This is a genomic window from Streptomyces sp. NPDC087428 (assembly GCF_044744085.1).
Taxonomy (GTDB): Bacteria; Actinomycetota; Actinomycetes; order Streptomycetales; family Streptomycetaceae; genus Streptomyces.
In genome coordinates this window covers 87238-99205 of sequence record NZ_JBIUXR010000024.1, presented here as the reverse complement: position 1 = coordinate 99205, position 11968 = coordinate 87238, and the positions used below count along the sequence as shown (strand labels likewise).

At 71.6% G+C, this 11968-nt stretch carries 10 protein-coding genes; 7 read left to right on the top strand and 3 right to left on the bottom strand.

Annotated elements, in window-relative coordinates; all coding sequences use genetic code 11:
* The first annotated feature begins 464 nt into the window (after positions 1-464).
* Positions 465-914, top strand: coding sequence for a PTS glucose transporter subunit IIA (locus ACIO3R_RS36790; RefSeq protein ID WP_402111369.1), 450 nt, complete (start codon positions 465-467; stop codon positions 912-914).
* 76 nt (positions 915-990) lie between these two features.
* Entirely contained in the window at positions 991-2661 is a 1671-nt protein-coding gene (gene ptsP, locus ACIO3R_RS36785) for a phosphoenolpyruvate--protein phosphotransferase (protein ID WP_402111368.1), read from the top strand.
* A 69-nt stretch (positions 2662-2730) separates the two neighbouring features.
* Here ptsP and ACIO3R_RS36780 read toward each other — a convergent pair whose 3' ends face one another.
* Both ACIO3R_RS36780 and ACIO3R_RS36775 read right to left on the bottom strand, forming a co-directional pair.
* Entirely contained in the window at positions 2731-3663 is a 933-nt protein-coding gene (locus ACIO3R_RS36780) for a hypothetical protein (protein WP_385036249.1), read from the bottom strand.
* 67 nt (positions 3664-3730) lie between these two features.
* Complete coding sequence (locus ACIO3R_RS36775; RefSeq protein WP_385036248.1) at positions 3731-5707, bottom strand: acetoacetate--CoA ligase; 1977 nt, start codon at positions 5705-5707, stop codon at positions 3731-3733.
* 250 nt (positions 5708-5957) lie between these two features.
* Here ACIO3R_RS36775 and ACIO3R_RS36770 point away from each other — a divergent pair, with 250 nt between their 5' ends.
* Positions 5958-8324 (top strand): glycoside hydrolase family 31 protein, encoded by a 2367-nt coding sequence (locus ACIO3R_RS36770; protein ID WP_402111366.1) that lies wholly within the window; start codon positions 5958-5960, stop codon positions 8322-8324.
* Here ACIO3R_RS36770 and ACIO3R_RS36765 read toward each other — a convergent pair.
* On the bottom strand, positions 8315-8857 hold the full coding sequence (locus tag ACIO3R_RS36765; RefSeq protein WP_385036246.1) for an NUDIX domain-containing protein: 543 nt from the start codon (positions 8855-8857) through the stop codon (positions 8315-8317). The genes ACIO3R_RS36770 and ACIO3R_RS36765 overlap by 10 nt on opposite strands.
* Positions 8858-8914: 57 nt before the next feature.
* On the opposite strand from ACIO3R_RS36765, the gene ACIO3R_RS36760 reads away from it, so the two are divergent.
* The 4 genes from ACIO3R_RS36760 to ACIO3R_RS36745 all read left to right on the top strand — a co-directional run bounded on the left by ACIO3R_RS36760 (position 8915) and on the right by ACIO3R_RS36745 (position 11908).
* Positions 8915-9721, top strand: a complete 807-nt coding sequence (locus ACIO3R_RS36760) for a M15 family metallopeptidase (protein WP_402111364.1) — start codon at positions 8915-8917, stop codon at positions 9719-9721.
* 117 nt (positions 9722-9838) lie between these two features.
* Entirely contained in the window at positions 9839-10186 is a 348-nt protein-coding gene (locus ACIO3R_RS36755) for a DUF962 domain-containing protein (RefSeq protein WP_362966256.1), read from the top strand.
* Positions 10187-10235: 49 nt separating this feature from the next.
* On the top strand, positions 10236-10721 hold the full coding sequence (locus tag ACIO3R_RS36750) for a Zn-ribbon domain-containing OB-fold protein (RefSeq protein WP_402111362.1): 486 nt from the start codon (positions 10236-10238) through the stop codon (positions 10719-10721).
* Complete coding sequence (locus tag ACIO3R_RS36745) at positions 10718-11908, top strand: lipid-transfer protein (RefSeq protein WP_402111360.1); 1191 nt, start codon at positions 10718-10720, stop codon at positions 11906-11908. Before ACIO3R_RS36750 ends, ACIO3R_RS36745 begins: the two co-directional genes overlap by 4 nt.
* Positions 11909-11968: the final 60 nt, after the last annotated feature.

Below are 11968 nucleotides of genomic sequence, written 5' to 3'. Positions count from 1 at the left end.
AACATTTTCTGGGGCTTTCCTCCGGGCGCTTCCCTTCGGTCTTGCGTTTCCGACTCTATCAGACTCTTTCGTGTCCGATTCCCGGTCGAAGCGGGATTGTTCTGGATTACCTTCGGGGAATTTCGCTTTCGCGCTTTTCCCTTTCGGTGAGTCCGACTCTATCAGGCCTTTCCGGTCCGATTTACCAGCCCCAGCAGACATGCCGGTGCCGACTTCGGGTTAGGGTTTGGGCTTAATAGTCGCCGCCGACCCCCGACTCAATGTCGCGTTGGGGTCAGGCAGGAGTACGACAGTACAGGCTGCCGGGAGACGAGGCAAATCGTTTCCGGTGCACCCCTAGGTCCTCGAACCGCCAGGACTCAGGCGGAACCGGGACTTCCCATGACTTACCCTGCTGAGCAGTACGCCGCCCTCCTACCAAGCCCCGGCGGCACCATTGAATGCTCCACTCTGGGAGGCTCCCCATGACCACTGTGACGTCCCCTCTTGCCGGACGCGCCATCGGGCTCGCCGCGGTGCCCGACCCGGTCTTCTCCGGCGCGATGGTCGGTCCCGGTACCGCCATCGACCCCGTGCGTGAGCCGTCGGAGGCCGTGTCGCCGGTCGACGGAATCGTCGTCTCCCTCCACCCGCACGCCTTTGTAGTGGTGGACGGCGAGGGACACGGGGTTCTGACCCACCTCGGTATCGACACGGTCCAGCTCAATGGTGACGGCTTCGAGCTCCTCGTGAACAAGGGTGACACCGTCACGCGCGGCCAGAGCATCGTGCGTTGGGACCCGGCCGCCGTGGAGGCTGCCGGCAAGTCCCCGATCTGCCCCGTCGTCGCGCTGGAGGCAACTCCGGATTCCCTCTCCGACGTCGTCGAGGACGGCGACGTGAAGGTCGGCGACGCGCTGTTCGGCTGGCAGTAATACGTTCGGCGCAGTGACAGCCGACCGGATATCCACCGCGGGGACATCGTCCGCCGCACAATCGGAGACAGGTGAAATGGAGACAACGCTGCGGGGCGTAGGCGTGAGCCACGGTGTGGCGATCGGCGAGGTACGGCACATGGGCACAGCAGTGCTCGAACCGCCGGCCAAGCAGATCCCGGCCGAGGAGGCGGAGCGCGAACAGGGGCGGGCGCGGCAGGCCGTGGAAGCTGTGGCGGCCGACCTCGTCGCACGCGGCAACCTGGCCGGTGGCGAGGCCCAGCACGTGCTGGAGGCCCAGGCCATGATGGCCCAGGACCCCGAGCTCATGGCTGATGTCGACCGGCGCATCGCTGTCGGCAGCACCGCCGAGCGGGGCGTGTACGACGCGTTCGCCTCGTACCGGGCGCTGCTGGCCGGTGCCGGGGAGTACCTCGCGGGCCGTGTCGCCGACCTCGACGATGTGCGCAATCGGATCGTGGCCCGGCTGCTCGGTGTCCCGATGCCGGGTGTCCCCGACAGCGACGAGCCGTACGTGCTGATCGCGCGGGACCTGGCTCCCGCCGACACGGCGCTGCTCGACCCGACGCTGGTGCTCGGCTTCGTCACCGAGGAGGGCGGACCGACCAGCCACAGCGCCATTCTGGCGCGGGCGCTCGGTGTGCCCGCCGTCGTGGCACTCCCCGGCGCCGGCGAGCTGGCCGAGGGCACCGTGATCGCGGTGGACGGCAGCACCGGCGAGATCTTCGTCGAGCCGAGCGCCGAGAAGCGGGCGGAGATGGAGAGCGCCGCGGCCGCGCGGAAGGCCGCGTTGTCCACGTCGACCGGTCCCGGTGCGACGTCCGACGGCCACAAGGTGCCGCTGCTCGCCAATGTCGGCGGGCCCGGCGATGTGCCGGCGGCCGTCGAGGCGGGTGCCGAGGGTGTGGGGCTGTTCCGCACCGAGTTCCTCTTCCTCGACGACAGCAAGCAGGCGCCGTCCGAGGAGAAGCAGATCGCGGCGTACCGCGCGGTGCTTGAGGCGTTCCCCGAGGGACGTGTCGTGGTGCGGGTGCTGGACGCCGGCGCGGACAAGCCGCTGGAGTTCCTGACCCCGGCGGACGAGCCGAACCCGGCGCTGGGCGTGCGCGGGCTGCGCAGTCTGCTGGACCACCCCGATGTGCTGCGGACCCAGCTGACCGCGCTGTCGAAGGCGGCCGAGGGGCTGCCCGTCTATCTCGAGGTCATGGCGCCCATGGTCGCGGACCGTGCGGACGCCAAGGCGTTCGCCGACGCGTGCCGCGAGGCAGGGCTGAACGCGAAGTTCGGCGCGATGGTCGAGATCCCGTCGGCCGCGCTGCGCGCCCGTTCGGTGCTTCAGGAGGTGGAGTTCCTGTCGCTGGGCACCAACGACCTGGCGCAGTACACCTTCGCGGCGGACCGTCAGGTGGGTGCGGTGTCCCGGCTGCAGGACCCGTGGCAGCCCGCACTGCTGGACCTCGTGGCCATGTCGGCCGACGCGGCCAGGGCCGAGGGCAAGAGCTGTGGCGTCTGTGGCGAGGCTGCCGCCGATCCGCTGCTCGCCTGTGTCCTGACCGGCCTGGGGGTGACGTCGCTGTCGATGGGCGCCGCTTCCATTCCTTATGTGCGCACCACCCTGGCGAAGTACACGCTCGCGCAGTGCGAGCGGGCCGCGTCCGCCGCACGTGCGTCGGACTCCGCAGAGGAGGCGCGGGTCGCCGCGCAGGCGGTGCTTTCGGGCGAGTAGGACCGCGTCGCCCGGACGCTGAGGAGAAGGGGCTTCCCGCCGATGGTGGCGGGGAGCCCCTTCCGCTTGTCAGTGGTGGGGTTCCGGCTCGTCGGCGCCGATGTCGAAGCCCGCGCAGTACTCCACGCCGGACTCCGGGGAGACCGGCTCCCCGGTGTCGGCATCGGTGCAGTAGGCGCTGAAGACCTCGCCCGCGGTGAGCGGTGCGAGGCTGCCGCGGATCAGCCGCCAGCCGTGCACCCGGTCCGGGGTGCCGGGCGCGCTCGTCCGCAGGACCACTCCCCCGCGGCTTTCGAGGGCGATGCCGACGGCAAGCACGGTCACGAATTCGGCTCCTTCCGCCGAGTCGAGGCGGGCCGGTCCGCTCATGTGGCGTTCGGTGTGCAGGACGGCGAGCAGCTGCTCGTTCTCCGTGGGGGTGCTGCACACCAGGTGGTGGGTGCCGGGGCCCGCTGTCTCAAGGGTGCGCAGCAGGAGGTGGGACGCCCGGTCGAATGCCGCGCGGCCGACGTCCTGGCCGCAGTCGGCGCACTCCCCCAGACCGGCCAGGAGCATCGTGGCGTACTCCCAGGTGGCCCGGCGCACCGACCGGGAGACGAGGAGCGGGATCAGGGTGTCGAGTGGCTGTCCGGTGTAGGTGACGGTGGCTCCGATCGCGGCGATCTCCGCGGTGAAGCGGCTGCGGCTGGCCGGGGAGTCGGGCGCGATGTCCGATTCGGCGCAGAACTCCGCGTACTCCTCCGGGTCGAAGAGGGCGACCGTGGTGTGCATGCCCTGCGCGGCGAGTGCTTTGAGCAGGCCTTCCACCTGCTGGAGGTAGACGGAGTGGTCGTCGAAGGTGAACGTGGCGTAGTGGCGCATCACCGCGAAGTCCTGTTCATCGGTCAGGAGGCCGATGGTGCTCGGTGCTTCGCGGCGCAGCGCGCGTCGCATGGTGGTGCCGGTCCGGCCGTGGATCGTGGCCCGTTTGTTCCTGGTCTGCTTGTTCCTGGTCTGCGCCATGATTCCCCCAGTGCGCTGTCGATCATTGCTCACTCAGAGTAATCACGGGTACTGACAGTGGCGTCCGTCAGCGGCGCTTGCGTGCCAGCTCCTCGTAGAAGTGGAGGAGTTCCAGGTTGTCGATGGAGCCGGGGTTGACAGCCTTGGCCAGGGCCGTTCCCTGGAGCAGCCGCTTGACCGGAACCTCGATGCGCTTGCCGGTGAGGGTGTGCGGGATGCCGGGGACCTCGATGACCTCGTCCGGGACGTGGCGCGGGGAGAGGTTCTCGCGAATGGTGCGCTTGATGGCGGCGCGCAGTTCGTCGTCGAGCGCGGCGCCCTCCGCGAGGTGGACGAAGAGCGGCATCCAGTAGCCGCCGTCGGGCTCCTCCAGCCCGATGACGAGCGATTCGCGAATCTGCGGGAGGCGCTCGACCGCTTCGTAGATGTCGGCGGAACCCATCCGTACGCCCTGGCGGTTGAGGGTGGAGTCGGAGCGGCCGTGGATGACGACGGAGCCGCGGTCGGTGATCGTGATCCAGTCCCCGTGGCGCCAGACTCCGGGGTACATGTCGAAGTAGCTGTCGTGGTAGCGGCTGCCGTCGGGGTCGTTCCAGAAGCGGATCGGCATGGACGGCATGGGCTTGGTGACGACGAGTTCGCCGACCTCGCCGGTCAGCGGGTTGCCCGCCGGGTCCCAGGACTGGAGATCCGTGCCGAGAGCGGGGGCCTGGAGCTCACCGATGTGGACGGGGAGGGTGGGGACCGCTCCGGCGAAGCAGCTGCAGACGTCGGTGCCGCCGCTGACGGACGCGATCCACAGGTCGTCGGCCACTTCGTCGTGGAGCCAGCGGAACCCGTCGGGCGGGAGCGGGGAGCCGGTGGTGGCGACGCACTGGACGCGGGAGAGGTCGAAGTCGCGCCCCGGGTGGATGCCGGCCTTGCGGCAGGCCATGACGTAGGCGGCGGAGGTGCCGAACAGTGTGGCGCCCGTCTGTTCCGCGACGCGCCACTGGGCGCTGACGTCCGGGTAGCCGGGGCTTCCGTCGTACAGCACGAGTGTGGTGCCGGTGAGGAGGCCGGAGACGAGGAAGTTCCACATCATCCAGCCGGTGGAGGTGTACCAGAAGAAGCGGTCCTCGGGGCCGAGGTCGCAGTGCAGGCCGATCTGCTTGAAGTGTTCGAGCAGGATGCCGCCCTGGGACTGGACGATGGCCTTGGGGAGGCCGGTGGTGCCGGAGGAGTAGAGCACCCACAGCGGGTGGTCGAAGGGGACCTGCTCGAAGACGGGTTCGGTGTCCGCGGCGATGAGCGCGGACCAGTCGAGGGCGCCTTCGGGCGCGTCGGTGCCCAGCAGCGGGATGTGGACGACGGCGCGCAGGGTGGGGAGTTCGCGGCGCAGTTCGGCGACGGTGTCGGCGCGGTGGTGCTCCTTGCCGCCGTATCGGTAGCCGTCGACGGTGAACAGGACGACGGGCTCGACCTGCTGGAAGCGGTCGAGGACGCTGCGGGCGCCGAAGTCGGGGGCGCAGGAGGTCCAGACGGCTCCGACGGCGGCGGTGGCGAGGAAGGCGACGACCGCCTCGGGGATGTTGGGGAGGTAGCCGCTGACCCGGTCGCCGGGGGTGACGCCGAGCGCGCGGAGTTCGGCGGCGAGCGAGCCGACCCGGCGGCGGAGCTCGGACCAGGAGGTGGGGATCTGGGTGTGGGTCTCGTCCACGTGGAGCAGTGCGGGCGCGTCGGCGCGCAGGGCGTTCTCGGCGGTGCGCAGCGCGTGTTCGGCGTAGTTGAGGGTGGCGCCGGGGAACCACTGGGCGCCGGGCATGGTGCGGTCGCCGAGGACGGTCTCGTACGGGGTGGAGAACCGTACGTCGAACCATTCGGCGACGGCCTGCCAGAAGGTGTCCAGTTCGTCGACCGACCAGCGGTGCAGCGCCGCGTATCCGCCTTCGGCCGGTGCTCCGTGGCGCTCGGCCGCCCACTTCTGGAAGCGGGTGACGGTCGCGGTCGCGATGCGGTCCGGGCCGGGCTGCCAGAGGGGGGCTTCGTCGGCTGCTGAGGTCATGGGTCGGCTCCTGGCTGTACGGGTACGCGGGTCGGCGTGGGTCGCGCGCACGTGCTGGGGTGTGCGCGTGAGGCGGCCTTCACGGACGATGCCATGTGATCGTCCTTCGCACCAGGGCCGCCCGTCCACGACCGCGTGTCCGGATATGTGGTCCGGCCACGTCCGGCCGCCTCGGGCCGTGTCCGGTCCGTGAGTGAACGGAAGTTGAACAGCGCCCGTTCCCGTCCCGGCGGATGGCAGGGTGAGCCGCATGAACGGTCGTGACCTGGTGCGCTCGGTGAAGTCGGTGGGTTCGAGGCAGGGACTGCGTACGGTGCGCTCGGCGTGGCGGCGCTCGCGGGCGGATGCGCGGGCGTTGCCGTCGCGCGGCCCGGAGCGGGCGAGGGTGCCGGGGCCCGTGGTGGGGGCGGAGCCGGGGCAGGGCGGTGGTGTGGTGCGGTTCGCGCGTTCGGAGCTGAGCGTCCGGGTGGCTGTGGGGGGTGCGGTCTTCTGGGGGTGGGACGGGGCGGAGCCGCTGCCGTCGTACGCCCTGCCGGGGCCGGCTCCCGACGCGGATCCGCGGGCCGTTCTGGAGCCGGACAAGGACGGCGGATGGCAGGTGGTGTCGGAGCGGCTGACCGTCGCGGTGTCCCGGCACGGGGCGGTGGAGCTGCGCACTCCGGGCGGTGTGGTGCTCCGTCGTGAGCTGCCGCCCCGGTGGTGGGAGCCGGTGGCGGGCGGGCCCGCGCGCTGGGTGCAGCGCTCGGAGGTCCCGGCGGACGCACGGTTCTTCGGGCTCGGCGGGCGAGCGGGCGGGCCCCGGCTGCGGGACGGCGTGTACGGGTTGTGGAACACCGATCCGGGCGGGCGGTTCGGGCCGGACGACGACCCCCTGTACGTGACGATGCCGGTCCAGCTGGTGGTCTCGGACGCGGGGACGCATCTGGCCTTCCACGACAACTCCTGGGCGGGCCGGGTGACCCTGCGCGAGGGAGAGGAGGGCGCCGGTTCCGGTCACGACCGTCCGGGGATGTCCGAGGTGCGGATGGACGGCGGGCCGCTGCGCTGCTGGGTGGTGGCGGGCACACCGGCCCGGGTGCTCCAGGGCTGGACGGCCCTGACGGGCGCGCCGGCGCTGCCGCCGTCCTGGGCGCTGGGTCCGCAGCACGCCCGCTGGGGCTTCGGGAGCGGGCGGGAGGTACGGCGGATCGTGTCGGGGTACCGGGAGCGGGGGCTGCCGTTGTCCGTGCTGCATCTGGACATAGACCACTACGACGCGCACCGGGTGTTCACGGTGGATCAGGAACGGTTTCCCGGTCTTCCGGGGCTGGCCGAGGAGTTGCGCGGGGACGGGGTGCGGCTGGTGTCGATCGTCGACCCGGCGGTGCCCGCCACGCCGGGGAACGCGGTGTTCGACGGCGGTACGGCGGTGGGGGTCTCGGGTGCGTTCGTGCGGGACGCCCGGGGCCGGATCGTGCGCGGGGAGGTGTGGCCGGGTGAGTGCGTGTATCCGGACTTCACCGATCCGCGGGTGCGCGAGTGGTGGGGCGGGCTGTACGGGGAGCGGCTGGCGCAGGGGTTCTCCGGTGTCTGGCACGACATGAACGAGCCGGTGTCGTTCGCGGCGTTCGGTGACCCGACGCTGCCCCGTTCGGCGCGCCACTCGCTGGAGGGGCGCGGCGGCGATCACCGGGAGGCGCACAACGTGTACGGCCTCGCCATGGCGCGCGCCGGGTACGAGGGGCTGCGCCGGCTGCGTCCGGACGAGCGGCCGTTCCTGTTCTCGCGGTCCGGGTGGGCGGGGATGCAGCGGTACGGGGGCACGTGGTCCGGTGACGTGTCGACGGGCTGGCCGGGGCTGCGGGCCTCGTTGGCGCTGGTGCTGGGTCTAGGGCTGTGCGGGGTGCCGTACTCGGGCCCGGATGTGGGCGGGTTCGACGGTTCGCCGTCGCCGGAGATGTATCTGAGGTGGTTCCAGCTGGGGGCGTATCTGCCGTTGTTCCGTACGCATTCGGCGATCGACGCGGGCCGCCGGGAGCCGTGGGAGTTCGGGCCCCGGGTGCTCGACGCGGCCCGGGAGGTGCTGCGGGAGCGGGAGCGGCTGCGCCCGTACTGGGTGACGCTGGCGGAGCTGGCCCGGCTGACGGGTGCGCCGTACGCGCGTCCGTTGTGGTGGGGTGCGCCGGGCGACCGGGCGCTGCGGGAGTGCGAGGACGCGTTCCTGCTGGGGGACGCCCTGCTGGTGGCGCCGGTGCTGGGGCCGGGGGTGGGTGAACGGGCGGTGCGGCTCCCGCCGGGGCGCTGGTACGACACGGTGACCGGTGCGGTGTACGAGGGGCCTGGTCAGGTGGTGGTCGAGGCACCGTTGTCGCGGGTGCCGGTGCTGGCGCGGGCCGGCTCCGTGATTCCGGTGCGGGGTGCGGACGGTGGGCTGGAGCTGGAGGTCTGGGCTCCGGCGGAGGGGCGCGGCGGTGGCGGTTCGGTGGTCCGTGACGCGGGGGACGGCCGGGAGCCGGCGGTGGTCGAGCGGTACACGACGCGGCTGGCGGGTGGGCGGGTCGTGGTGGAGCGGGACGGTGAGGAAGGGCTGGTGGACTGCCCGGTGCGGGTCCGGGGCGGTGAGCGCGCTCAGCGGTAGCGGCCGGCGAACCAGGAGCGGACTGCCTCGGTGTGCAGGGGGAACGCCAGGTCCTCGGGGGCGTAGAGGACTTCGTGTCCTGAGGTCTCTTCGGTGGGTGCGGACGGCGGGAGGGCGGCGGCCGGCCGGGCCGGGAGCAGGCCGAACAGGAGCAGGTGGCCGTCCGGTGAGCTGAGGGCGTCGGCGAGCCGGACGTCGTCGCGGTGGGCCTCGATGCCGGTCTCCTCGCGGAGTTCGCGGACGACCGCGTGCTTCCAGTCCTCGGCGTGGTCGACGAAGCCGCCGGGGAGTGCGCGTCCGCCGGGGCAGGGTTCGATGGTGCGGGTGATGACGACCAGTCCGGTGCCGTCCCGGCCGGTGACGGGGAGCAGGGCGACGGCGACCGGGAGCGGGTTGCGGTAGGCGGTGGCGCCGCAGACGGCGCAGGTGCGGGGCCAGGCGTCCGGGGACGCGAGGGCGGTGTACGGGGCTCCGCAGCTGTCGCAGTGGGAGTCCTTCACGGGCTTCTCCGGTCTCCTCGTCGTCGCGGACACGCGCGGACTGTATCCGATCACGTGCCCGGCACCGCCGGACTGATGGACGATGTGCTCATGACAGGTCTTGTTTCCGCTCTCCGCGTCCTGGCAGCCACTGCCGCCGCTCTGCTCGCCGTCACCGCCGCAGCCCCGGTGGCGCGGGCGAGGCCCGAGCCCAGGGCACCCGACGGGTTCGTCGCGCTGCGTGCGGTGGATGCCACGATCATCCAGGAGATGCGCTATCCCACCGGGCACGACTTCATGGGCGAACCGGTGGACGGATACCGCGAGCCCCTCTGCATCCTGACCCGGCCCGCCGCCCAGGCACTGCACCGGGCCCAGCTCAGGCTGCTGCGCCTGGGCTACTCACTGAAGGTGTACGACTGCTACCGGCCCCAGAGGGCCGTCGACCACTTCGTACGGTGGGCGAAGGACCTCGACGACGAGACCATGAAGGACGAGTTCTATCCCCGGGTCGACAAGACCCGGCTGTTCGCCGACGGTTACATCGCGGAGAAGTCCGGGCACAGCCGGGGCAGCACCGTGGACCTGACGCTGGTGAGGCTGCCGGCCCGGCCGACCCCGCCGTACCGGCCGGGCCAGGAACTGGTCCCCTGCTACGCGCCGCAGGCCGAGCGCTTCCCGGACAACTCGATCGACATGGGCACCGGATTCGACTGCTTCGACACCCTCTCGCACACGGATGATCCGCGGATCCAGGGGGTGCAGCGCACCAACCGGCAGTTCCTGAAGAAGACGCTCACCGACGCCGGATTCGTCAATCTGGCCGAGGAGTGGTGGCACTACACCTTCACGCCGGAGCTGTTCCCCGACACCTATTTCGACTTCCCGGTGGCCCGTCGGTCCGTCGCCGGTCACTGAGACCGAAGGGAGGAAACGGGTGACTGGGACCACCCCCGTGGGTTCCGGCCACCCGTTCTTCTTCTCGGACGCGAATCGGCCGTATCCGGTTGCCGTTCCAGCCATTACGGTGCCCGTATGTCACAGCAGACGTTCGATTCGTACGAGGAATTCTGGCCCTATTACGTCGCGATGCACTCCAGGGCGGCGACCCGCTGGGTCCATCTGACCGGCACCCTGACCGGGCTCGCGATCACCGCCTACGGCCTGGCACGCGGCCGGAAGCGGTACGCGGCGGCGCTGCCGCTGATCGGGTACGGGACCGCCTGGCCCGCCCACTTCCTGATCGAGGGGAACAACCCGGCCTCCTTCGGTCATCCGGCCTGGTCGTTGCGCGGCGATGTGCAGATGATCCGGATGATGCTGGCCGGCCGCGACCGGGAGCTCGCGGAGACCGCTGCCAAGTGGCTCGCCGACAACAGCTGACCGTGGCACACTTCTGACGATCCGTCAGATTCAGTGCTGGGGAGGAACTTTGCCGCGCAAGCACATACCCGTGGTGGCCGGGTGGTTCACCGAGGACGGCCCCGAGGAGGACTTCCGGCTGCTGGGCACCCGCTGTCCGCTCTGCTCGTCGGTCTTCTTCCCCCGTCAGGACGGCTTCTGCCGCAATCCGCGCTGTACCGGCGGCGAACCGGTCGAGGTCCCGCTGTCCGGGCGCGGCACGGTCTGGTCGTACACCGACGGCCGCTACCGGCCGCCCGCCCCCTATCCCTCGGACCCGGATGTGCCCTGGGAGCCGTACACGCTGGTGGCCGTGGAGCTCGCGGCCGAGCGGATGGTGGTGCTCGGGCAGGCCGCGCCGGGGGTCGGCGTGGCGGATCTCGCGGTCGGGATGACGGTCGAGGTCGTGCCCGGGGTGCTCGGTCCGGAGTCCGGCGACGGCACGGACGACGGCACGGTGTGGACGACCTGGCACTGGCGGCCCATGGACACCGGCGCCGGGGACGGTGTGCGATGAGCGGGGACGTGGCGGTTCTCGGGGCCGGGATGCACCCGTGGGGCAAGTGGGGGCGCAGCTTCGTGGAGTACGGCAGGGTGGCGGCCCGTGACGCGCTCGCCGATGCGGGCGTCGACTGGCCGGACGTGCAGTCGGTGGTCGGCGCGGACACCGTGCGCGGCGGATACCCGGGGTACGTGGCCGGGGCGACGTTCGCGCAGGCGCTGGGCTGGCAGGGCGCCCGGGTCACCAGCGTGTACGCGGCCTGCGCGTCGGGCGCCCAGGCCGTCAACACCGCCAGGGCGCAGATCCTGGCCGGTATGGCGGACGTGGTGCTCGTGGTGGGGGCGGACGCGGCGCCCAAGGGGTTCTTCGCCCCGGCGGGCGGCGAACGGCCCGACGATCCGGACTGGCTGCGGTTCCGGGTGCTCGGCGCGACGAACCCCGCGTACTTCGCCCTCTACGCCCGTCGCCGGATGGCCTTGCACGGGGACACCCCGGAGGACTTCGCGCTGGTCAAGGTGAAGAATGCGGCAGCCGGCGCGCTGAACCCCAATGCCCGCTACCGGGCAGCCGTGAGCGCCGAGCAGGTCGCGGCGTCCGCGGTGGTCGCCGATCCGCTGCGGCTGCTCGACATCTGCGCCACGTCCGACGGCGCGGCGGCGCTGGTGCTGTCCAGCATGGAGTTCGCCCGGCGGCACGGGGCCGCGGATCCGGTCCGCATCCGTGCCGTGTCGACCGTGACGCCGACGTATCCGAAGGCGGTGCTCGATCTGCCGGACATCGCCACCGATTCGGCGGTCGCAGCGGAACCGGCGAGCGCGAGTTTCCGCGCCTCGATCGCACGGGCGGCGTACGAGGAGGCCGGGATCGGGCCCGGCGACCTGTCGCTGGCCGAGGTGTACGACCTCTCGACGGCCCTGGAGCTGGAGTGGTACGAGGACATCGGGCTGTGCCCGGCCGGTGAGGGCGCGGTACTCGTCCGGGAGGGGGCGACGGCGCTCGGCGGGCGCATCCCGGTGAACCCGAGCGGCGGGCTGGCGTCCTTCGGCGAGGCCGTGCCCGCGCAGGCGATCGCCCAGGTCTGCGAGCTGACCTGGCAGTTGCGCGGCACGGCGGGAGCGCGCCAGGTTCCGGGCGCGCGTGCCGGGATCACCGCGAACCAGGGGCTGTTCGGCCACGGCTCGGCGGTGATCGCGGTCCGCTGACGGGCCCGTTCCGGCCTCTGCCGCCGTACGCACGACGCGCGGCACGTACCCCTTGCCAAC